This is a genomic window from uncultured Victivallis sp. (genome assembly GCF_944391105.1).
Lineage (GTDB): Bacteria > Verrucomicrobiota > Lentisphaeria > Victivallales > Victivallaceae > Victivallis.
Genome location: NZ_CALXSK010000046.1, coordinates 1 through 22,379 on the forward strand (window position 1 = coordinate 1; position 22,379 = coordinate 22,379).

The 22,379-nt window shown below is 59.4% G+C and carries 18 protein-coding genes, 1 tRNA gene and 1 pseudogene; 9 read left to right on the plus strand and 11 right to left on the minus strand.

All coding sequences use genetic code 11. The features are described from left to right. From Q0K10_RS12745 to Q0K10_RS12760, 4 genes are all read left to right on the plus strand, one after another. Positions 1 to 180, plus strand: a 180-nt coding sequence (locus Q0K10_RS12745) for a hypothetical protein (RefSeq protein ID WP_294507665.1), incomplete at its 5' end; no start/stop codon positions are given. Next, positions 177 to 1,070 (plus strand): right-handed parallel beta-helix repeat-containing protein, encoded by an 894-nt coding sequence (locus Q0K10_RS12750; protein WP_294507722.1) that lies wholly within the window; start codon positions 177 to 179, stop codon positions 1,068 to 1,070. The genes Q0K10_RS12745 and Q0K10_RS12750, both read left to right, overlap by 4 nt. Positions 1,071 to 1,414: 344 nt before the next feature. Next, a complete protein-coding gene (fucO, locus tag Q0K10_RS12755) occupies positions 1,415 to 2,569 on the plus strand; it encodes a lactaldehyde reductase (protein WP_294507667.1) in 1,155 nt (384 codons plus the stop codon). A gap of 142 nt (positions 2,570 to 2,711) precedes the next feature. Next, positions 2,712 to 3,656, plus strand: coding sequence for a tyrosine-protein phosphatase (locus tag Q0K10_RS12760; protein WP_294507669.1), 945 nt, complete (start codon positions 2,712 to 2,714; stop codon positions 3,654 to 3,656). A 32-nt stretch (positions 3,657 to 3,688) separates the two neighbouring features. Here the strand turns inward: Q0K10_RS12760 and Q0K10_RS12765 are convergent, their stop codons facing one another. Next, positions 3,689 to 5,017 carry a hypothetical protein gene (locus Q0K10_RS12765; RefSeq protein WP_294507671.1) on the minus strand — a complete coding sequence of 443 codons (1,329 nt, stop codon included), beginning with the start codon at positions 5,015 to 5,017 and terminating at the stop codon, positions 3,689 to 3,691. 570 nt (positions 5,018 to 5,587) lie between these two features. On the opposite strand from Q0K10_RS12765, the gene Q0K10_RS12770 reads away from it, so the two are divergent. Further along, positions 5,588 to 6,418 (plus strand): hypothetical protein, encoded by an 831-nt coding sequence (locus Q0K10_RS12770; RefSeq protein WP_294507673.1) that lies wholly within the window; start codon positions 5,588 to 5,590, stop codon positions 6,416 to 6,418. Positions 6,419 to 6,546: 128 nt separating this feature from the next. Continuing rightward, positions 6,547 to 7,818: a hypothetical protein gene (locus Q0K10_RS12775; protein ID WP_294507675.1), complete on the plus strand. Its 1,272-nt coding sequence runs from the start codon at positions 6,547 to 6,549 to the stop codon at positions 7,816 to 7,818. 226 nt (positions 7,819 to 8,044) lie between these two features. On the opposite strand, the gene Q0K10_RS12780 is transcribed toward Q0K10_RS12775, so the two are convergent. The 4 genes and pseudogenes from Q0K10_RS12780 to Q0K10_RS12795 form a co-directional block, all read right to left on the minus strand. Beyond that, positions 8,045 to 9,568: a sodium/solute symporter gene (locus tag Q0K10_RS12780; protein WP_294507677.1), complete on the minus strand. Its 1,524-nt coding sequence runs from the start codon at positions 9,566 to 9,568 to the stop codon at positions 8,045 to 8,047. 16 nt (positions 9,569 to 9,584) lie between these two features. Continuing rightward, a complete protein-coding gene (locus Q0K10_RS12785; protein ID WP_294507678.1) occupies positions 9,585 to 12,233 on the minus strand; it encodes an FG-GAP-like repeat-containing protein in 2,649 nt (882 codons plus the stop codon). Between the two features lie 477 nt (positions 12,234 to 12,710). Continuing rightward, positions 12,711 to 12,932 (minus strand): annotated as a pseudogene (locus tag Q0K10_RS15645) (prepilin-type N-terminal cleavage/methylation domain-containing protein); the annotation flags it as partial. Next, positions 12,929 to 13,876, minus strand: coding sequence for a dihydrodipicolinate synthase family protein (locus Q0K10_RS12795; RefSeq protein ID WP_294507682.1), 948 nt, complete (start codon positions 13,874 to 13,876; stop codon positions 12,929 to 12,931). The pseudogene Q0K10_RS15645 and the gene Q0K10_RS12795, both read right to left, overlap by 4 nt. A gap of 226 nt (positions 13,877 to 14,102) precedes the next feature. Here Q0K10_RS12795 and Q0K10_RS12800 point away from each other — a divergent pair, with 226 nt between their 5' ends. Further along, positions 14,103 to 15,062 (plus strand): AraC family transcriptional regulator, encoded by a 960-nt coding sequence (locus tag Q0K10_RS12800; protein WP_294507684.1) that lies wholly within the window; start codon positions 14,103 to 14,105, stop codon positions 15,060 to 15,062. Here the strand turns inward: Q0K10_RS12800 and Q0K10_RS12805 are convergent. The 4 genes from Q0K10_RS12805 to Q0K10_RS12820 form a co-directional block, all read right to left on the minus strand. Beyond that, positions 15,041 to 15,117 (minus strand) — tRNA-Arg (locus Q0K10_RS12805). The two genes, Q0K10_RS12800 and Q0K10_RS12805, sit on opposite strands and share 22 nt — an antisense overlap. A 76-nt stretch (positions 15,118 to 15,193) precedes the next feature. Further along, positions 15,194 to 17,113 carry a DNA mismatch repair endonuclease MutL gene (gene mutL / locus Q0K10_RS12810; RefSeq protein ID WP_294507686.1) on the minus strand — a complete coding sequence of 640 codons (1,920 nt, stop codon included), beginning with the start codon at positions 17,111 to 17,113 and terminating at the stop codon, positions 15,194 to 15,196. Further along, positions 17,100 to 17,756, minus strand: a complete 657-nt coding sequence (locus Q0K10_RS12815; RefSeq protein ID WP_294507688.1) for a tetratricopeptide repeat protein — start codon at positions 17,754 to 17,756, stop codon at positions 17,100 to 17,102. Before Q0K10_RS12815 ends, mutL begins: the two co-directional genes overlap by 14 nt. After that, positions 17,753 to 18,763: an ABC transporter ATP-binding protein gene (locus Q0K10_RS12820; RefSeq protein WP_294507690.1), complete on the minus strand. Its 1,011-nt coding sequence runs from the start codon at positions 18,761 to 18,763 to the stop codon at positions 17,753 to 17,755. Before Q0K10_RS12820 ends, Q0K10_RS12815 begins: the two co-directional genes overlap by 4 nt. Positions 18,764 to 18,936: 173 nt before the next feature. On the opposite strand from Q0K10_RS12820, the gene Q0K10_RS12825 reads away from it, so the two are divergent. Together Q0K10_RS12825 and lipA are read left to right on the plus strand one after the other, a co-directional pair. Then, the gene (locus Q0K10_RS12825; RefSeq protein ID WP_294507692.1) at positions 18,937 to 20,169 is read left to right on the plus strand and encodes a beta-ketoacyl synthase; all 1,233 of its coding nucleotides are present in this window, start codon (positions 18,937 to 18,939) and stop codon (positions 20,167 to 20,169) included. A gap of 5 nt (positions 20,170 to 20,174) precedes the next feature. Further along, on the plus strand, positions 20,175 to 21,065 hold the full coding sequence (gene lipA / locus Q0K10_RS12830) for a lipoyl synthase (protein ID WP_294507694.1): 891 nt from the start codon (positions 20,175 to 20,177) through the stop codon (positions 21,063 to 21,065). On the opposite strand, the gene Q0K10_RS12835 is transcribed toward lipA, so the two are convergent. Both Q0K10_RS12835 and Q0K10_RS12840 read right to left on the minus strand, forming a co-directional pair. Then, entirely contained in the window at positions 21,020 to 21,889 is an 870-nt protein-coding gene (locus Q0K10_RS12835) for a DUF1848 domain-containing protein (RefSeq protein ID WP_294507696.1), read from the minus strand. The genes lipA and Q0K10_RS12835 overlap by 46 nt on opposite strands. Before the next feature lies 1 nt (position 21,890). Then, positions 21,891 to 22,355: a methylated-DNA--[protein]-cysteine S-methyltransferase gene (locus Q0K10_RS12840; protein WP_294507698.1), complete on the minus strand. Its 465-nt coding sequence runs from the start codon at positions 22,353 to 22,355 to the stop codon at positions 21,891 to 21,893. Positions 22,356 to 22,379: the final 24 nt, after the last annotated feature.

Genomic DNA, 22,379 nt, shown 5'->3' on the forward strand with positions numbered 1-22,379 from the left:
CACTGCTTCGTTTCTTGCTGCAGTACAAATCAGGTGTATTGCAGCTTGGGTCTTTTAACTATTGACGACACGATCTACACCTACATCCGGACCTCCCGGTTCCCCGGGACCCGTCTGCTGAGCAACATCCGGATCTCCGGCCTGCGGCTGCTGACTCCCGGCTGGGACAGCCCCAGCTGAACAACTGGACCAATGGGATCGCCCTCTCCGGCGTGCGGGATTCCGTCGTCGAAAACTGTGAAGTCCGCCTGCCGGCTCACGACGGAATTTCGCTCAGGTGCACCGAAAACACCACCGTCCGCAACTGCATGACGTTCGGAGCCCGGCACGGAATCACGATCGGAGGCAACTTCCGCGGTCGCGGTTCGTTCCACACCCAGGTGGCGAACTGCCGGGTCAGCCGGGCGTGGGACACCGGCATCGTCGTCGGGATTCTGAGTTACGACGTGCTGGTGACCGGAAACCTCATCAAGGAGATCGGCAGCCATGCGATCGACATCTTCAACTGCAGAAAAGTAACCGTAACCGGCAACCAGATTCATAACTGGGTCATGCCCGGAATGAACCCCTATCCCGGGACGTTCCGGCAGGCGGTCGGGATCTTCATTCACACGGACTGGGGAGTGACCCGCACCATTCCGACAGAAAACATCACCGTTTCCGGGAACACCGTCGTCTGCGACTACGAGTTCACACTGCCGCTGGAGCAGCAGCGCGGAGAGAAAAAGGAAGCTGCCATTTATTACTCGCCGATCTGTCTTCAGATCACCGGGGATCTCGTCCGCAACGTGACCGTGACCGGCAACACGCTGACCGGCGGCGCCAAGGGAATTCACATCACCGCATTGCCGCAGAAGGAGATGCAGAGCGCGAAACCGCAGGACGGAACGCCGCAGAATCTCACCGTCGTCGGCAACACCGTGACCGGGCAGAAATTCACGGCGCTGGAGTGTTCGGGGAACGGAATTCCCATGCGGGGAATCGTCGCGAACAATCTCTTTGCCGACTATCCGACCGGCGGCTGGGACATCGGCGGGACCGGACTTGTCGAACACAATAATGTGAAATAACTCCGGTGTTTGCAACCGGGTTGTCCGCCGGGCGGACAAACTGACTCGATACGAGTTCGGGGGCAGGGCGACTTTCCGTCGCCTTCCGCCCCCGTTTCTTTCCTTTGCGTTTCCCGGTCGGGAAACGGCTTCCCCCGGCGAGGGCGGCCCCCGATCTCCGGGCGGGATTTCTTGCGGCGTGACTTCATGAGCCGTCCCGGCGGCAAAAAAAAACGCCGGATACTGGAAAAATGAAGAATCTGTGCTATTTTTATAAGGTCTGCCGAAGCCGTTTTCCGGTCGTCGACACGAGTTTTCCTATGTGTTGAAACTCATCTACAATAGAACAAAAGGAGTTCGGACAAATGATCAATCGCATGATTCTGAATCAGACATCCTATTTCGGCGCGGGAGCGGTCTCCGCCATTGTCGACGAAATCAAAAAACGCGGCTTCGGCAAGGCGCTCGTCGTGACTGACAAGGATCTCATCAAATTCCACGTCGCCGACAAGGTGACTTCGCTGCTGGACAAGGCTGGTCTCGCCTATGAGATCTTCAGCGATGTCAAGGCGAATCCCTCGGTCAACGTCGTGAAGCAGGGCGTGGCCGCGTTCAAGGCGGCGGGAGCGGATTACCTCATCGCCATCGGCGGCGGTTCGCCGACCGATACGTCGAAAGCGATCGGCATCATCATCAACAATCCGGAGTTTGCCGACGTCGTTTCGCTTGAGGGCTGTGCCGCGACCTCCAGACCGTGCGTACCGATCATCGCGATTCCGACCACGGCGGGTACCGCGGCCGAGGTGACGATCAACTACGTCATCACTGACGAGGAGAAGAAACGCAAATTCGTCTGCGTCGATCCGCACGACATCCCGGTCATCGCGGTGATTGACCCCGAGATGATGTCCTCGATGCCGAAGGGACTGACCGCCGCGACCGGCATGGACGCGCTGACTCACGCGATCGAAGGATATATCACCAAAGCCGCCTGGGAGCTGACCGACATGATGCACCTCAAGGCGATCGAGATCATCTCCCGTTCGCTGCGCGGCGCCGTGAACAACACGCCGGAAGGGCGGGACGGCATGGCGCTCGGGCAGTACATCGCCGGCATGGGCTTCTCGAACGTCGGACTCGGAATCGTTCACTCGATGGCGCACTCGCTCGGCGGATTCTACAACACGCCGCACGGCATCGCCAACGCGGTGCTGCTCCCTTACGTCATGGAGTACAACGCGCCCGCCACCGGTGAGAAGTATCGCGAAATCGCGCGGGCGATGGGCGTTGCGAATGTTGACGCCATGAGTACGGAAGAGGCCCGCAAGGCTGCGGTCGACGCGGTCCGCAAGCTCTCCGTCGACGTCGGCATTCCGCAGAAGATGCGCGAGCTGCCTTCGGTGAAGGAGGAGGATCTGCCTGCGCTGGCGGAGATGTCGTTCGCCGACGTCTGCACGGGCGGGAATCCGCGCGACACGAGTGTGGAGGATATTCTCGGAATCTACCGCAACGCGTTCTGAGCACGTTGCGCATTTGCGGTTTGAGGCGGTCGGGGCGTGTTCTGTTCCCGGCCGTTTTTTTGTGTCCCGGGCTTGAAAGCGTCGATGCGTCGTGATAGAGTATCCGGGAACGGAACGGAATGGGTTTTTCGAGGGAGGCGGAATGGTTACATTTGCAAAAAGAGCGTGGTTCGTCGTCATTTCGGTGCTGGTCGCAGCGATCGTCCTCCGGGCGGGAGAGGGGGAGTTGCCGCGCAACTTCCATGAGGTCGATCCGGTGAACGGCATCTTCCGCAGTGCGCAGCCAGATCATGAGAAGTTTGCCGAGCTGGAGAAACGGGGATTTCGGACCGTTCTCAATCTGCGGAACTTTCACTCCGACCGCGGGCGGCTCAAGGGGCTGAAAATCAAGGAGTGTCCCGTTCCGTGCAATGCCGGCAGCATGACGGAGGAGCATGTGTACGAAGCGCTCCGGATCATCCGGGACGAACCGAAATCGCTGCTGATCCACTGCTGGCACGGTTCCGACCGCACGGGGACAGTCGTGGCGGCATACCGCATTGTCTTCAACGGGCGCGACGTTGAAAGCGCGATCGCCGAGATGTGTGAGGAAAAGTTCGGCCATCACGCCACGATTTACGGAAATCTTCCGGATTTGCTGCGTTCGATCGACTGGGAGAAGATGCGGACGAGGCTCATGAACGAGGATCTGTTTGTCGCGCCGTTCGAATCGGGAGAGGCGTTGCGCATTGATGTTTCGCGGGAACCGTTCCGGGTGACGGTGAACGGAAAGTCGGCCCAGGATGCCGATGCTGCGCTGGCGCTCATCCGCGAGGAGTGGGCGAAAAAGCCCCGCCGGATAGCACTGCTGGTTTTCGATTGGGATCCCGGCGACACGCTTTACGAACCGTTCGCCATGAAAATGAATCGCCTGCCGGAGCTTCGGGAGGCAACGCGGATCGATGCCGTCCCCGTGAGGACGGAGAAAGATTCCATGCCGGAGTTCTGCCGCCGTTTCGGGCTGGAGGAAGGGATTGCGCGGAAAGTCCGGGTGATTCCGCACCGGATCACCTGGCCGCTTCCCGGGCGGATGGCGGACCGGGAGTGAGTCCGCTGTTCCGGGGAGCCCGGGCAATTGGGTTATTTCCCTCCGGACGCGAGCTGCGTTTTCCAGTGTTCGATGGTTTTCCGAAGTCCCTTCACCGCGTTGAAATATTCCGCAGCGGATTCGGAGAGCACATCGAACTCATTTTCCTCGGAGTGGAAGATGGCGGTATTCGCTTCGCAGAGCTTGTCGAGATCGGCCTGATTCGTCATCATGCGGATTTCCGCGTAAGGCACGAAGGGGCGGATGGAGGTTGTTTTTTTCGCGGACGGATCCATGGCACGGAAGTGGTAAAGGCATTCGATCCGTTTGCGTTTTGAGCCGGGCACGAACGAATTGTTCCGGTTGAAAAAACGCCGCATCTGCCTGCGCAGATCCTGGTCGCGACTCCGGCCGATGTTGTAGATCGTGAGAGCGTCGGTTACCGGGTTGAACGTTCCGACGGCGGTTTTGTTCCGGCGGAGGAGAGAGTGAAAGGTTCTGCTGTTCACGAGGAGTCGATAGAGGCGCTGCCGGAACTCTCCGTAGCGGGAGAGATTGTTGCTTTTTGCCGCACCGGTTCCGCCCTTGTAGATGTTGTCCCAGAATTCCCGTTCGATCAGGTTGAGATCCTCTTCGATCAGCCGGATCAGGTCGCCGGCATTCTCGTTTCCGGCCGGTTCCGGGCGGGGCTGCTGCCGGAGATCGCGGATGATGATTCGCAGATCCCGCACGGCCATGAAAAATTCTCCGGCCGATGAGATCAGCAAATCATCGCTCATATATTTGTTGAATTTCCCATGGCCGGTTATTTCTTTCGGCAGGGGGCTGGGAATCTTCTCCGGGATGTAGAAGAGTTCCATGTTGATGATGGAGAGATTGTCCAGGAGTGTTTCATAATTTTCGGCGTCGGCGGGGAGCGTTGAACTCATGATAACGGCATCAATGCACGCATCGTCGAGTTTGATTTTTCCTTTGCGGGTGACGGGATCGCGTCTGCCTTCGATCCGGTCGTGCAGCTGCGGCAGGCGTTTCCAGACGTCGAGGATGGTTGTCGCGCGTTTTTCGATGGGAAACTGTTCGAGATCCACCTCGAAATCATAGAGTTCTCCCTGTAATTTTCCACAGAGGGTGACGAATCCGACGATTTTCTGATGGAAGGATTGATAAACCTTATTCTCTCTCTGGTAGGAGCTGGAACCTGTATCGATATCCCGGACATTTTTCCAGAAATCCATTTCAATCTCATTGAGTTGTTGTTCGACCTCGACCAGGGCCGGAGTGATTTTTTCCTGAAGCGCAGCCTTTTTATCCTGCGGCTGTTCGGCCGCTGTTGAAAATATGGTAAACAGACACCATGCCGCAATCCACAAACCTTTTTTCATGGCAGTTTTCTTTCCTGTTGAATCGTTGACTCCGATTTTGGAGCCGCCTGTCCCCGGCTGCGGATTTCCACCGCTCTTCCGAAATGCTGAACGCATACACTGATAAATTAGAGCCTTTACCGCGAATAGTCAACCGATACCTCAGATTTATTTCTTTTTTTTCCGGGGACCGGCGAGGATTGCATTGAAAGGAACGTTGTGTGAGAGCGGGGAAGAAGGTATGCTTCAGAGTGGGGTAGCCGCCCCGTCAGATGGAGCGGCTGGCTCTGCGTCCTTGACTGAATCTGACTCAACGGACCAGATGCCGGGAATCGCCGCCCCGTCAGGTCAGGCGGTTGGCTCCGGGTCCTTAGTTGAACCTGACTCAGCGTCCCCGAAGTCTCCTCCCGGTGAATCAGACCATCCGGGGGCCACTGCCGATTCCTTGACCGAGTCTGACTCGACGGAACCGGTAGCTGATAATAATATATATCCGATACTGGATGAAATCAAGAGCCTGGTTGAAAAGAATCGACACATTGGTCGCTGCATTACGACCTTCCATGAAGTGCGAAAGGGGGCGGTGCTGTTGTGCGAGGAGAGGAGAGGGGAGGGGAGGAGAGCGGGAGCGGCCGCGTCAACCTCGAAACGGCGGAAGACCAGCGGATCGCCGCCGAAGAGTACGTCGCCTCCATCGCGGAATCGGGAGCGCCGAAACCGAACTGGTGGAAGGAGTTTCTGCAATCCGTCCGCATGTGGATTGCCGACCGTTTCCCGCACGCGCGGCAAGTCCGCATGACCGATCGCGAGATCGAAACTCTGCTCGCGCGATCCGCGCGCGCCGCCCGGAGAAACCGGCGCGGAGAGGGGAAAGTCATTGCGCCGGAATCGATGATCCGGTTCAGGGTAAACAAGAACGGCGAGACGATTTTCGGGATTGCCGGGAGGGATGGGGATTTCACCGCTCGGGAGATTATGGAGGATAAAACCATCTCCGAAAACACCCCGATCCTGACTTCCGAAGGGTCGGAGGTGTGGGGAGAAATCACCCCGGAAATGGCCGAGGCCGGAAAGGAACTCGGACTCGAAGCGCTGCCGATCAAACTCCTCAAGGGGAAACATTTCGGAAATCATGCCGGGTTCGGACTTGCTCATCTCTGGAATCAGCATGGCGCGGAACTCGAAGCGCGCGGTTACGACCTCTCTGACTTTCTTACCAGAATTTTCGGGAAGCCCAATCAGATTTACGCCTCCAAACAAGGCGACAATATCCGGCTTGAACCCGGGAAAACCTGCACGGTTACGCTCGGGGAATCCCCAAACAAGGCGACAATATCCGGCTTGAACTCGTCACGAAATCGATGCCGCGCAATCTCGGCGTTTTGGAATTGCGGAAAGAGAAAGGATTCTATTCCGTCGTAACGGCGTTTCCGATTGAAAAAGACTCACATCAATTTCGGGGTAATAAGATTTGGACGTATGAGGGATCAGCTCATACCAAGAGCAAGCAACGAACCCAGTCCCTTGAACCGCTCAGTGGCGATCAACGGTTGCAGCCACCGCTAGAAGATCGAGGAATCCAAACTAACAATAATATAACCTCTTCCGGAGAAAAGTCAAGCGGGAATACCGGGGCGGTCTATTCGGTTGATTCGGTCTGGACGGGAAGCGCCGCCAGCTACGATGCGCCGGTACAGCCGATTCATATCCCGGACGTCGGGATCGATTTCTCCAACACCAGAGCCGCGCGCGAGTTCCTGCGCAGCCATTTTCAAGGAGTGGAACTTCAAATCAAATCCGACGGCAGACTCGTCCTCATCACCGGAAGCGGTATCAAAAGCGGCTTGAAAAAGCGCGGCGTCCACCGCGAAGCATTCCCCGCTCTCGACCGGATCATCACCGAAGCATATCCAGCCGGATACCGGATCGCGGACGCGGAACAGAAACACTCTCATCTGAACGGACAATACCTCTACGCTTCCCTTGTGGAAATCAACGGCGAGATGTTTTCCGCCAGAATTCTGCTCGATGACGACAGGGCCGACCAGCGAGCGCATTTCAAAGATATCACGCTCCAGAAAATAGAGGGCGCTTCAACCCTCCCGGATGGAGATGCCGCACCGGAAGAGAAAGCGCCCCGTACCGGCGACGGCATTCCGTCCGCGGCTCTTGCAGCAGATGCCGTTGAAGTCGGTCCGCCGGAAACCTCTCCGTCGCCAACAGTCAATATAAAACAACTGATCGAACTTGTCAACCCGGAACTCAACAGAAATCCGGAAAACTCCGATCTCCGCTTATCCATCTCGGAGTTCTCCGCCGACGAGGAGAGCGACATCATCGCGCTCCTGCGGCCGTTCATCGGAGTTTACATGTCGAAGTCCGACGCGGAGATCGTCGACTATCTCCGGCGGCACGGCGTCGAACTCTCCGAAGAAGAAGCCCACGCATTCCACAAACTCGCCACCGACGAAAACCGCGCGGAAGCCCGCAAGCGCAGCGCAAAGCAGCGCAACGACTGGCTCTATGAAAACGTCCCAGTCTGGCAGCAGACCGTCGACGCCGCCGGAAGCGAGAACTTCAAGATCGTTCCCTCCATGCGGTTCCGCGACGAAATACGCAGGAAGAAGAGTGTTTGCCGTGGTGTGGGAAAGAACAGATGGGGACTCATCGTCGGCCCCCACGTCAGCCAATGGTTCTCAGGGGAACGACCCCTCCGCATTGACCTCAAAAGAAGAAGGGGGAAAAGCCGTCTCCCCAAGCTCCGTCAACCGGAGAGTCAAGCGGGGACGCTCCCTGCTCTCCGTCGGCGGAAACTAATGTAGCACCATCTTTGAAGAATGTCAAGCTGCTTCAGGGGGGATCTATCGCGGCGCCACGACGTTTACGGATAACTGGAACGCGATGGTCACGCTGTTCGAGGGAGAGGCGGACGCCTTGACGCCGGTTCACGAGCTCGGCCGGATCACTCCCCCCTGAGGGAATTTCTGCGGGAGAGCCTCTCCCCGCAGAAAGAGGCGGAATCCCGCTTCTGATCGATGAATGTGTTTTTCAGTTTTCCTTCCGGTCCAAAGTCCAGACCGTCAGGCCCCGGAGCTGTTCCGTAACCGGAGCCGGACGGAACAGCGAATAGCCGAGCGCTGCCGCCATCATGACCAGATTGCAGAGCAGTCCGGCCATGTAGATGTGAATATCCCACCGCAAAGACTGAGGAAGCCAGCCGAAATAGTTCAAAATGTTATAGGCACTGAATGCGAGCGCCGCCCACATCCCGACCAGTATCGCCTTGTTTCCAACCCGCGTCGTGAAAAATCCAAGCATGAACGGAGCCAGCCCGGCAGAGCAGATCAGCGCTCCGATGATGTTGCCGAGGTCATAGACGCTTTCCCTCGGAATCCGGGAGATGATCCACGCCCCTGCGATCATGATCACTCCGGCTGCTCCGGAGGCGATTTTGGCATTGATGAGCTCAAATCGGTCGTTCCCCTTGCGCCGGATCAGACGCAGACAATCCACCGTCCAGATGGTCGCCACAGCGTTGATCGAGCCGGAGAGCGAACTCATCGCCGCAGCCAGACATGCCGCAATGATGATCCCTCCAAGCCCCGGCCAGATTTCAGTCAGAATGAAGTGCGGAAACACATCATCCGGCGCCATCGCCGCAACCTCCGCCGAGGGAAACACCTGATAAAATGCGAACAGACAGCTCCCGATGAAGAGAAATGTCAGCCACGTCGGCATGCACAGAAACGCGCAGAACAACGTCGCTTTGCGCGCCTCGCGCACCGTCGGCGCGGCGAGGTAACGCTGAACGACCGTCTGATTGCAGGAGAATTCCGAGATCGCTCCGATCAGGCCGGTCAGCCCCATCAGGATGAAAGTGCGTTCGTCGAAACTGAACTCCATCGGCCCCAGACTGAATTTGTCAAATTCGTTGCAGATGTCGAAGATCTGCGGCAGGCCGCCCGGCATCTGGAGCATCACCGCCAGAATGCAGACAAGAGCTCCCCCGAACAGAATCGCGGTCTGCACCACATCCGTCCAGATGACCGCTTCAATTCCACCGGAAACCGTGTAGAAGCAGGTGATGACGCCGAACAGCAGAATCGCCGTCACTTCACTGATGTTCAGCAGTTCGGAGAGCGGCAGCACCACCAGATACAGAATCAGCATCAGCCGCAGCAGCTGCGAGAGCATGGCGTAAATCGCCGCATAGAGCCGGATGCCGGTCCCATACCGCCCTTTCAGGTATTCATATGCCGTGGAGATACGGCTTCGGCGGAAAAACGGGATGAACAACCACACCGCGACGAGCGCCACCAGCGGCAGCGTCAGGTTCGGGGTGAACCAGCGGTAATCCAGCGAGTACGCCGCGGCCGGCAGCGCCAGGAACGTGATCGAGCTGATCGCATTCCCGACCATCGAAATTCCCAGCACCCAGCCGGGAATTTTCCGCCCGCCGAGAAAATACTCCTCGCTGCTGTTGTTGCGCCGCATGAAATAGAGGCCGATGCCCGCCATCCCGAGCAGATAAAGAACGACCACGCACAAATTGGCAATGGAGGAAGAATTCATTCTGGCTTCTCCGGAATCAGTGTTTGCTCCACTCGCCGGCCTTGACCGGTTTGAGCTGATCGCGGAAAAGATAATAGACCTTGCCGTCTTCCGCACCGACGATCAGATCCTCCCGCCCGTCGTTGTCGAGATCGGTCGGAAAAAGCGAACTGTTGTGATTCCCGAAGCCGTACCAGGAGCCGTCCGGCTTCTTCAGCGCATAGAGCGTCCCGAAATGCGGCTCCTCGTTGGAGCCGATGTTCGGAAACAGCGCAAGCGTAGCGTCGCGGGGGATTTCTGCTCCCCGGGGCCAGAGCTCCCGATAGACCCCGATGTGACCCCAGAGCAGATCCCATTTCCCGTCGTTGTCCCAGTCGGTGACCGAGAGCTTGGCTCGTCCCCAGTGCTGATTCACTCCGCACAGAGAGAGCGGTTTCCCGGAGTTGTCGGTCAGGCGCACGACCTCGGCGATTTCCGCGGAGCCGCGCTGTTCCGGAACGGCGATCGACAAATAGCCGTCGAAATCGAGAAAAACCAGAACCGGTCTGTCCTTTCCGGCATAGTTGTATTTCTCCGGCACGATGGCGGGGCGCTGGCGCATTGCGGTGATGAGCTTTTCCCCACGGAAGGTGAAGAATTCGGACTCCACCTGGTACGGATCGGAGTCGGAGCGGCGGTAGAGTTTCATCTCCCCCTTGATGTCGCCGGTGATGATTTCATTGCGACCGTCTCCATCCCAGTCGCCGATGGTCGGCTGCAGATATCCCCAGTGCCGTTCGGAGGGTCCCTGGATGGAACCGTTCATGCCGGCCTCATGCCGGACGATTCGGCCGTTTTCCCGCAGATAGCGCGGCGTTCCGTAGACCAGCGGATCGGCGGTGCCGGGCCAGCAGATCAGATAGCCGGACGCATCGCCGGTGATCAAGTCGGGATACCGGTCGCCGTTCCAGTCGCCGCGCGCCGGGGTGACGAGAGACTCCGCCTGGAGGGCGCCTCCCTGCTGCAGTGCGACCGATTCCGTGAATTTTCCGGGTTCCGTCCCCTTGTAGATTGTGATCCGCCCGACGTTGCTTCCGGCGATCAGTTCCTCGCGGCCGTCTCCGTCGATGTCGGCCGCGCGCATGCTGCAGATGATGTAGTTGGTCGGCATCTCGGGAGTTTCCAGCAGCGGCATGGCGTCACTTGCGCGCACCGTGCCGTTTTCCGCCTTGATGCGGACGCAGTAGAGTCGATCGACGTCACTGGTGATGGCGAGAAAGCGTTCATCCCCGATTTTCAGTACGGCGGGCGAAGATGCCCAGAGCAGTGATTTTACCTGCAGCGGAGTAGCCGGATGGTGAGAACCGTAGAAAATCTGCTGCGGTTTGTCGAAGTTCAACCCTTCGGGAGTTTCCTTGCCGCGAGCCCAGAAAAAGTATTGGATGCTCTCGAAACCGAGCCAGCGGCCGGCGATGTCGTAGCCGCGTCCCGGTCCGGAATTCCGGTGTTCGATCCCGTCCCAGATCGGGGTGCGGTCCGGAAGGTTCCGGAGGTATGCATCGCTCGGCTGGGTGCTGATGACGAGATCCGGCACGCCGTCTCCGTCGAGGTCGCCGATATCCCAGCAGGCGGCCGGGTCTGGGCCGATGTCGCCGGGATAGAATTTCCCGCCGACCATCACGGGGGTTGCTCTGTCGAAACGCGGGGCGCCGGGTGTTCCGCTGTTGCGGTAGTAGATCAGCTGATTTCCCAGCGGAGTATTCGCACCATAGGCGATCAGGTCGAACAGGCCGTCCTTCCGGTGAATGGTTTTGAATTCCCGTCCGCTCAAGGCGATCTCTTCCCCGGAGTCGAAAACCTGGCAGTTGTCCTCCGTCCGGTTCAGATTGCGGTGGATCCGGGTCTGGTGACCGAAGAAGTAGTGGCCGGTCGGATCGCTCTGGCCGGAGAGCAGCAGATCGCGGGCTCCGGGGCCGCTCCACGGAACGACTTCGGCGGTCTGGGTGATCGGGCCGGTGATCGGTTCCAGGGCATCGGCGGCGATTTGAAGCTGCGGATAGACGGGACGCTCCTTTTTGTGCTCCCAGGGAATCAATGACGTCCCCCTCGTTTTTTTGAAGTCCGCATACATCTCATTCTGGTCGAGAGCGCGATCCAGCAGCCTGACCTCGGCGATTTCGCCGTCGAGGCGGCGCTGCGGCGCCAGCCCGCGCCCGATCACCAGCCGGGTGAAGGGGGCGACCTTTTCATACGGGCAGCCGTTGGCTCCGATTTCGATACCGTCGGCATAGAGCGTCATTCGGTTGCCGCCCCAGACCACGCCGAGTTCGAACCAGCAATCGAGCGGCAACGCGAGCGAACCGGAGGCCGCCCGCCCCTTGCGGGGATTGCCGTGAGCGTAGAGTTCGACGAACTTTTCCCGAAAACGCAGCTCCAGCTCGCTCTTGCCGTCGGCGGAATAGAGCGATATGAATCCTCCCGGAGTCGTCGCGGTGAAAGCCGCGTCCGGATAACGTTTGAGCCGCATCCGGATCAGCATGGTGAAGGACTCCAGCGGCTTCTCGAGCTGGACGACTTTCTCCTGGCCGGCGGCGCTGCATTCGAGCGCTTTCCCCTGCTGGTCGAAGCGGAGAACCACCTCCGCCGAGAGCGGCAGCCAACCCGCGAGCGTCAGTGCCGAAATCAGCATGAAACAACGGATCTTCATCGTTCAGTCTCCAATCTCCCGGAGGCCGAAATTCGCCCGGGTCTGCTGGTTGTAAATCGAGGGATTGGGAACGCCCGCCACATGCAGATCGCAGAAGAGAATGTTCGGCCCGCCCTGGTAATGTCTTCTCCCGGCCCGGCCCAGCGGATAGTTGGTTCCGTCCGCATCGATCCAGCCGCTGACGCTGAAGCCGGGTCCGTTCAGATTGGACGCGGCGACCTGGTCGGCGATCAGGATCACTTCGCTGAAGTTCCGCAGCTGCTTATAGGGGATGTTGTAGTTTCCGTAGAAGATTTTCCCGCCGCTGAAACTGCCTTCGCAGAGCGATCGATTGATGCCGTAATCGAAGCAATATTCAAATTTTCCGACCCAGTATCCGAGATTGGTCGCTTCGACCATGTGTTCCGGCTGGGAGGGGCAGTACCAGAGTTTGCTGTACGTATCGATGAATTTCCCGCAGACCAGAAGGCGGTACCAGTTGCTCAGGCCGTTGCCCATGTTGACCTGCGGGGTGGGGATGCCGTACACGTCGATGTAGCTGTTCTGCGCCATCCCGATTTGTTTGAGGTTGTTGACGCAGGCGATGGCTCTTGCTCTCTCGCGCGCCTGGTTCAGGGCCGGCAGAAGCATGGCTGCCAGAATTGCAATGATCGCAATTACGACGAGGAGCTCGATGAGTGTGAATGTGCGCTTTTTCATATTGCAACATCTCCTTGGGGTTGAAGGTGATTGTTTTCGGAAATGGCTTGAATGCCGGAATAAAGAGCATGAAGTTGAATTCGTTCATCCTCATTGAGTTCTTCGCAGGCGACCCGGCAGAATGCGGTCATCGGAACGCCGCATTCACGCAAAAAGAGTTTGGCGGACCGGGGATACTTGTATTCAACATGCCGCTGAACCAGAAGGAAGAACTCCTGGAGCTGCCGGGCCCGGAACGGATTGGTTCGGAAACAGTTCGCTTGTTCAGCCAGAAGTTCCGGGTAAAAGTTGGCGGAGGTTCCGCTGTAACCCGCCGCTCCGAGTTTGAGAGATTCGAGACAGGTGGTCAGATGGGCGTTGTAGAGTTTGAGTGGAGTGCCGTCACATGCCGCAAGTTTGGCCGCGATGAGTCCGGCGTTGCAGCAGGTGTCTTTCAAAAACGCGAGCCGGTCTCCGGCCATGTGGGCGAGTTCTCCGAGCAGAGCCGGAGAGATCAGCCGGTGATACGGATGCGGACACTCGTACAATCCGAACCGGATGTTCGCGGTTCGGGCGAGCAGTCGTTTGAATGCGTCGCGAAACTCCTGTTCATCCGCCTGCTCCGGCACGAGCTGGCAGGCCGGGATGACAACCGCGTCGACCCCGGTCGCGGCCATGTCGAAAACCGATTGCAGCTTCTCCTCATGGCTGTTGCCGAGACAGGCCGATGCGACCACGGGAACCCGCCCCCGGGAGGCGGCGACCGCTTCGCGCGCCAGCGTCAGGCGCTCTTCCGGCATCAGTTCGTACAGTTCACTGCTCATGCAGACGGCGAACAAACCGGCGACGCCCTGGCTGATGTAATATTCCAGCAGCGCCCGGTAAGCCGGAAGATCCAGTTCGCCGTTTTCCTGAAACGGCGTGAGAACCACCGGCCAGACTCCTTGTGAAAATTGAGTTTTCATTTCCAACAGACTTCTCCCTTGTTGTTCTGTTCTATATTATGACATAAAAGAGTGTTTCCAGCAAGATGTTTTCCTTTGCATTTTTTTTTATGATTTTGCAATTTCTATCATGAATTTGGAAAAAAGGCGATTTATTCATAAAAAAATGGTTTTTTTTGCAAATAATGGTTGAAATATCATGAATGGGGTCCTATACTTTCCCGGAATATGGAAAGAGGGATGAGAGATGGATTCCGCTGCAAAAATCAAACAACGCATTCAAACGAGAGCGGAAAAGATCCGCGATCCCGACAGCTATCTGCGCGGCCGCTGCGGGGGCATGCAGGAGGAGCCGGACAACATCTTGATATTCAGGCGCAGTCCGGAACGGAAAATCCATCTGATGGCGGAGCCTGCCGAACTTTATCATCCCCGGTATGTTTTGACGGTGAATCTGTCGGGGGAGGGGTTGATATGCGTCAATGAAAAATCCTTTCCGCTGCCGGAAGATTACGCTTCCCTGGTTTATCCCTATCAGCTGCATCACTACTTGATGGATCAGAACAACTTCTTCTGGCTGGTCATAACGTTTGAACTCCATCAGGGGGCTTGGATTCCTAATTTGATGTACAGGAGCACCCGGTTGGGTGAGATTCACTGGCAGCTGCTGGCGCGGATGCTGGAACTGTACTTCGCTCCCGCCGATCCGGGCGGAGTTGCCGCGCGTCTGCTGCAGCGCTATCTGGGTTGTTTTCTGCTGGAATTGAGCGACTGCTGCGAGCGCATTGATGCCGACCGGCATCTGGCGGCGGATAATGTGCATGTGCGGCTTTTCGAGAAGATCAACGGGTATATTTTTCAGAAACTCTCCGATCCGGGACTTTCGGTCGAGGAGATTGCAAGGCGGCATGAGATCTCTCCGGCCCGGCTGTATCGTCTTTTTCACAACATGGCCGGTTGCAATCCCGGAGAATACATCCGCGGCATCCGGATCCGTCAGGCGGTCAAACTGCTCGAAAGCCGGGAGCTGCTGGTTTCCGAGGTGGCGGATCGAACGGGATTCTCCTCTCTTCCGGTATTCTGCCGCTGCTTCCGGAATCTGACCGGATGCTCTCCGAGGGAATATCTGCATTTTCATGCTGACGCGGAGGGAACGCCCGCATTTTCTGAAAAAGGCAAAAAAAATGGTACACCCATAGGGATTTGAACCCCAAACCTTCTGGTCCGTAGCCAGACGCTCTATCCAATTGAGCTATGGGTGCACGTCCAATATTTTTTAATATATGCCTGAACGGTGCGAAAAGCAAGCGTTCGGGAGAGATTTTTCCGGAATTTCTTTTAACGCCGGCTGAACCGCTTTTCGATTTCGCGCAGCGTGATTGTAATCATGGTCGGGCGGCCGTGCGGACAGAGCGTGCCCTGGCGGCATTCTCCGAGCTGGCGCAGGAGCTCCTCCGCCGCGGGGAGCGGCAGTACGTCGTGCGCTTTCACCGCCGCGCGGCACGCTGCGCGTGCAACGTATTCCAGCTCCACCGGCAGTTTGTGTTCCGCATTTTCGATCAGCTCCTGAAGCATGTCCGGAATCATGCTCGTCAAATCGCGGTGTTCCGGCAGGGCCGCCGGTACCGAATTCAGCATCACGGTGTTGCTCCCGAGCGGTTCGACGTCGAAACCGATCGCTTCGAAAATCTTCCGGTTCCGCAGCAGCAGCGCGGCCATCGAGTGCGGCAGCTCCAGTGTCTGCGGCAGCAGCAGCGTCTGTGCGGCAACTCCCCGGCGGGCCGAGTCGAGCAGCCGTTCGAACATCACGCGCTCGTGGGCCGCATGCTGGTCGATCAGGATCAGGCCTGATTTCCCGGCGGCCAGAAGGTAGGTGTCGTCCAGCACTCCGATGATCCGCGTCGGCCATTCGCCGTTGAAAGGAATGTCGGGGTAGTCGAACTTCGACCGGACGGGAATCTCGACCGCGGGGGTGTCGGTCAGAAAACTCGCACTGGAGTCCGTCGTTGTTTTCGGAGCCGCTTGTTCCGGTGGCGGCGTCGGCGGGCATTCCGGTTTCTGCTCCGGTTTCTGCTCCGGCGTCGATTCCGGTTCGGACGCCGGTTCCGGAGCGATGCGCGGACGCTCCTCCCGGAATGTCGGCAGAGAGGGTTGTTCGCTGTTGCCTGGTTCGTATCGGACAGAGGCGGCGTCCAGTACAAGTTTCAGCGGGACCTGACCCGAAAGCGGCAGAGATTTTTCATCCGTCCGGGGGGCGGGCTGAGCCTCCCGCGTCCGGCGGAGCGCATTGCCGACCGCCGCCGCGACGGCCCGTCCGACGGCGTATTCGCGTTTGAACCGCACCTCCCGTTTGGCGGGGTGGACGTTCACGTCGACCTCCTGCGGAGACATCTCCAGAAACAGGATGACCGGAGGGAAGCGTCCGCTCTCGGCGAGCGTGGCGTACCCTTCCCGGATGCCGCGGAAGATCGCGGGGGATTCGACCGCCCGTCCGTTCACGAACGTCCGCTGTTCGCGGCGGCTGTTCCGTGTGAAACCGGGGCTGGCGATGTAGCCGGTGACCCGAATGCCGCTCTCCTGGTGGGAGACCGGCCAGAGTGCGTCGGCGTAAACGCGGCCGAAGAATTCGCGCAGCCTCGGTTCCGGTTTCTCCGAGGCGGGCGAGCGGAACGAGCAGCGACCGTCCATCACGAGTTCGAACGCCACCTCCGGCCGCGGAATCGCCAGTGCGAGCACCGCCTCCTCGATGTGGTGTGCTTCGGTCGCGTCTGCTTTCAGGAATTTCCGGCGCGCGGGAGTGTTGAAGAACAGGTCGCGGATCCGGATCGTCGTGCCGACCGCTCCGCCGCAGGGGGCGGCTTCGATGAGCCGGCCGCCTTCGACGACGACCCGGGTTCCTTCGAGTTGTTCGGCCGTCCGGGTCGTGAGTTCGAATCGGCTGATGGAGGCGATCGAGGGGAGCGCCTCCCCGCGGAACCCGAGTGTGACGATATTGTCGATGTCCTGTTCGCTGAGCAGTTTGCTGGTTCCGTGCGGCTCGATGCACAAAAGCGCGTCATCGCTGTCCATGCCGCAGCCGTCGTCGGTGACGCTGATCAGCCGGGAGCCGGCGCGTTCGATTTCGATGCGGATCCGTCTTGCTCCGGCGTCGATGGCGTTTTCGACAAGCTCCTTGACGACCGAGGCGGGGCGTTCGATGACTTCACCTGCCGCAATCCGGTTGCTGAGATGTTCGGACATGATTTTAATTCGACTCATGATTCGGCTCCGGGAATTTGACGGAGGCGGGCTCCGTTCGGATTGTTTCCTCTTTCTTTTGCGGGACGTCGGCGGTTCGCTGGTTCTTCTGTCTGGCCGCTTGTTCCGACGCGAGTTTCCGGTACTGTCCGGCTGTTGCGGAGTCTCCGAGTTCCTCGTAGGCGCGGCTCAAGCTCAGGTTGATGCCCGGCTGGTCGGGATCGATGGCGCGCGCGGTCAGAAGTTCGCGGATCCCGGCTTCGTACCACTGCATCCGGATCAATGTTTCGCCGAGATTCGCGTGGGCGACGGGGTCCTTCGGTTGTTTCGCCAGCACTGCACGAAATACGCTGCTGGCTTCGAAATACCTGCCGGACAGAAAGTAGACGTTGCCGAGCATCCGCATTGCGACAAGATTGTCTCGATCGAGATTCAGCACCCGGCGAAGCGAGTGCTCCGCCTCGGGATAACGCTTCTGGGTGAAGAATCGCGCCGATTCGTTGAGCAGTGCCCGGATGAGCTCCGGGGAGGCCGTCGACTCCCGCGGCGTGTGGAGCTGATCCGCCCCCCCGCTGTTGTAACTGCGGACAACCCCCAGCGTCAGAAGCACGACGCCGGCGAGAAGGCCGAGCAGTCCGATGAGTCCCTTCCGTTCTCTGTTCATTCCTGTTCGCCGGGGTTGTCCAGAATCGGGAAATGGCAGTATACCGTGTGGGCGCCGGAAAGGCGGACCGGCCCGGGAATTCGGCAGCGGCAGTGTTCCTTCTCCTCCGGCGTGAGGCTCCCGCGGCGTTCGCACCGGTCGCAGAAGCGGCAGCCCGGGGCGAACTCCTCCGGGGATGGAACGTGGCCGGGAATGGTTGACAGGCGTTTTTCCTCTCCGCCGAGATGCGGAACCGCTTTCAGGAGCGCCCGGGTGTAAGGATGGGCCGGGTGAGCGAAGAGTTCCGTCGCGGAGGAGTATTCGACGATGTTGCCCGCGTACATCACTGCGACCCGGTTCGCGAGCCGGGCGACGATGCCGAGGTTGTGGGTCACGAGGATCACCGCCATGTTGCGCACCCGGCGCAATTCGTCGATGAGTTCGAGGATCTGCGCCTGAATCGTCACGTCGAGTGCCGTGGTCGGTTCATCGGCGACAAGGAGTTCCGGATTGCCCGCGAGAGCCATGGCGATCATGACGCGCTGCTGCATGCCGCCGGACATCTCGTGCGGAAACGCGTCGATCCGGCTCTCCGGCGCAGGGATTCCGACCTGGCGCAGAAGTTCGATGACCTCTCCGCGGATGTCCGTCACATCCGGGCGGTGCAGAGTGAGCACCTCGGCGATCTGGCTGCCGACCCGGAATACGGGATTGAGCGAGACCGACGGCTCCTGAAAGATATAGGCGATTCCGCCGCCGCGGATCTTCCGCAGTTTCCGCGCGGAGATGCGCGTAAGGTCGACAACGCCCTCCTTCGTCCGGAACTCGATTGCGCCGGCCCGGACGCGGGCTGGAGGGGACGGCAGCAGTGAGGTCAGCGAAAGGCAGCTGATGCTCTTCCCGCAGCCGGACTCCCCGACCAGGGCGAGAATTTCGCCCCGTTCGACCTCGAAAGAGACGTCGCTTACGATGTCCGGGGCGTCTGCCCCGAACGAGATGTTCAGATTTTTTACCGATAAAAGCGCCATGCCGGAAATCAATTCTGCGGTGGAAAAAAACGTCCGTTTCTTCAATATAACACGAAATTTACCAAGATTCCACAATATTTCGGCGCGGACAGTAGAAAAAAATGGAAAACGCCATTATATTACCGGGGAAAAATAAGAGATCTATAACCATTCCGTACAGATTGCGAGGGTGCATGGAAAGAGCGTTCATCTCGGGACGGGGGCTCATCAGTCCCATTGGAAAGACGGTACAGGAGAATATCGCCGGGCTGCGTTCCGGCAGAAGCGGGCTCATTCGGGTTCCGTCGTTTGTCGAGCATAAACTCGAGAGTCTGGTCGGCGGGTCGGCGGGGGAGATTCCCGCCTGTCCTCTGATCGACCGCAAGACGCTGCGGTTCTGCCCGCCGGTCGGTGTCATGTCCGTGGTCGCCGTGCTTGAGGCGATTGCCGAAGCCGGGATCACGCTTGAGGAACTTCGTTCGATGCGCGTGGCGATCATCGGCGGGGTGGCCGGAGGCAACTACCGGGAGCTTTATGAGGAGACCGCCAGTTACATGAACGCAAACTACCGGCTCCGCAACGTGAGTCCTTACTGCGTGCCGCGCATCATGCCTTCGAACGCGGTTGCGAGTCTTTCGCTGCTGCTCGGGCTGACCGGGGAGTCTTTCGACGTTTCGGCGGCGTGCGCTTCCAGTGCGATTTCTGTCATGGTCGGAACCCGCTTGATCCGTTCGGGCCAGTACGATGTGGTGATCGCCGGCGGCGCGGAGAAGCTCGACTGGGTCGAAGCGCTCGGGTTCACCGCCTGCCGCGCACTCTCGCGCAAATTCAACGACACGCCCGAGAAGGCGAGCCGTCCGTTCGACCGTGACCGGGACGGGTTCGTGCTTGCGGAGGGGGCGGCCTACGTGGTGCTGGAGTCGGAATCGCATCTGAAGGCGCGCGGCGGCCGGGCGATTTCGGAAGTTTCCGGTATCGCAGCAAACAGCAACGCAAAAGACATGGTGGTCCCCGATACGGCGGCTTCCGCGGATGTCATGCGCAATGCGATCGCCGACGCGGGGCTGCGGCCGGAGGAGGTCGGGTATGTGAACACGCACGGCACCGGCACGCCGGTCGGCGACCCGGTGGAACTTGCCGCGATCCGCGAGGTGTTCGGCACGAAGATTGCGATCAACAGCACGAAGTCTCAGACCGGACACATGGTCGGAGCGACCGGTGCGGCGGAGATCATCTTCACCTCGCTGATGCTGGAGCACAAATTCATTTCGCCTTCGATCAATCTCGACAATCCCGATCCGGAATTCGAGTGGGCGGATCTCGTGCGCGAGTGCCGCGACGGTGTCGATATCCGGCACGGAATTTCCAACAGCTTCGCCTTCGGCGGTTCGAATGCCGCGGTGGTGATCTCCGACTGCGGGAAATAACGGCGGTGAGAGGGGAGGGCAAGCCGCAGCGGCCCCGGCTGCCGGAGTGGCTGAAGGTCCGGGTCCGTGCGGGCGGCGCCCGAGAGGAAGTCGCCGGAATCCTGCGCGATTTGCGGCTCAACACGGTCTGTTCCGGAGCGCTGTGTCCGAATCTCGGGGAGTGCTTCTGTTCCGGAACGGCGACGTTCCTCATCATGGGCGGCAGCTGCACGCGCAACTGCCGCTTCTGCGCGATCGACCATTCACCGCACCCAGCTCTGCCGGAGGAAGATGAGGCCGAGCGGCTTGCGGAGGCCGCTGCGCGGCTCCGTCTCCATTATGTGGTGGTGACCAGCGTGACCCGGGATGATCTGCCGGACGGGGGGGCGCACTGTTTTGCCGAGGTGATCGAGGCGTTGCACCGGCGGCTGCCGGAGGCGGGCGTTGAGGTTCTGACCCCCGATTTCAACTGCGACCGCGAAGCCATCGCTTCGGTGCTTGCCGCGCGGCCGACCGTATTCAACCACAATGTCGAGACGGTCGAACGGCTGTCGGGGGAGATCCGCACGCGGGCGACTTACCGGAAATCCCTGGAAGTGCTGCGTCTTGCGCATGAGATCGGCGGCGGGATTCCCGTGAAATCCGGCATCATGCTCGGATTGGGGGAGCGCGATGAAGAGGTTGTTCAGACGCTGAAGGATCTGCGGGGCGCAGGCGTCTCGATCGTGACGATCGGGCAGTATCTGCCGCCTTCTGCGCAGCATTGGCCGCTCGACCGTTTCGTCACGCCGGAGGAGTTTGCCCGCTTCGGCCGGATTGCGGAGGAGCTGGGATTTTCGGCGGTTGCGAGTTCGCCGCTCGTGCGCAGCAGTTACCACGCCGGGGAGCTGCACAAGAAGGGCGAGTCCGGATCGTAAGCGGTTTCCGCCCGGTGTCGCGCTGACTCCGGCGAACGGTTCGCATAGCAGTACCGGCAGCCGTGCGGACAGCAGTCCGGCGTTCCGATGTCGATGCTTCTGATGCAGTTGCACAGTTTTCTCTGGCCGGAATCCTTCTTCGCTCCAACTTTGTGTCCGCAGATCGCTTCGATCCATTCACTGCCGATGCAGGCGGCCGGGGGCAGCGGCAGATCCGATTCGGCGCAGGTCTCGAGTCGGATTCCGCTCCGGGAGGCGATGACGGCGAGTTCGGAAGCGAGGCCGCGGCACTCTTCCGGAGCGGGTTCGCGGACTTGCGTTCCCGCGAGGTTCCGGCGGGTCCGCGCATAGAAGTCGAGAAAACTTGTGATGCAGCGGATCGTACAGCCTGCGAGTTCTTCGGCGATGCGGCGGAACGATTCGCAGTGAAACGTGGCGTCGTAACGCGGAGAAAACGCGATCGGATCGTACCGCCAGACCAGTTTTTCCGGGCCGATTCGCCGTGCAAGTGCGCGGAAGGTCGCAATTCGCTCCCGCAGAGGCGGCACGCCCGGTTCGAGATCGGAGTCGTAGGCGTTCAGCGTGAAGCCGAGCCCGAAGGGGATGGCGAACGTTTCGAGTCCGTCAAGTCCGGCGAGCAGGGGTGCCGGATTCTTGCTCCAGAACACGATGCAGTCGACGGCGGAAGGCGAAAGGTCCACGCGGCGAATCTGTCTGGGATTCATCGGATTGCGGGTCATGGCGAATCCGGCGGCAAGCCGGTTCAGCAGCCACGGCATGTAAAAGGCCGGAATGTCGGTCCGGCGGCTTGCGCTCACGATCATTTCAGAACAGGCTCTCCATACCGGTTTCGAGTTCGAGCAGTTTCCGTTTCAGGTCGAGCCCGCCCGCGTAGCCGACGAGTTTCCCGTTCGCGCCGATGACGCGATGGCAGGGGATGAGGATCGCGATCGGATTGCAGTGGTTCGCCATTCCGACGGCGCGGCAGCCGCCGGGGGAGCCGACCGCTTCAGCGATCTCTTTGTAAGAGGCGGTTCCGCCGTATGGAATCCGCCGCAGCGCCCGCCAGACCCGCTGCTGAAACGGCGTGCCCTGCGGGTTCAGCGGCAGGTCGAATTCATGCCGCGTTCCGGCAAAATACTCTTCGAGTTCGCGGAACGCCGTTGCGATGAGCGGATCGTCCGGAACAGTCTCGGGTTCATCGCACAGCAGGGCAAGTTCGCTTATGGCGTTCTCATCGCTCCGGATGCCGATTCTGCAGAGTGGAAATTTTTGACAGCCGAATCCCATGAATATCCCCCGTTCCCTCAATAG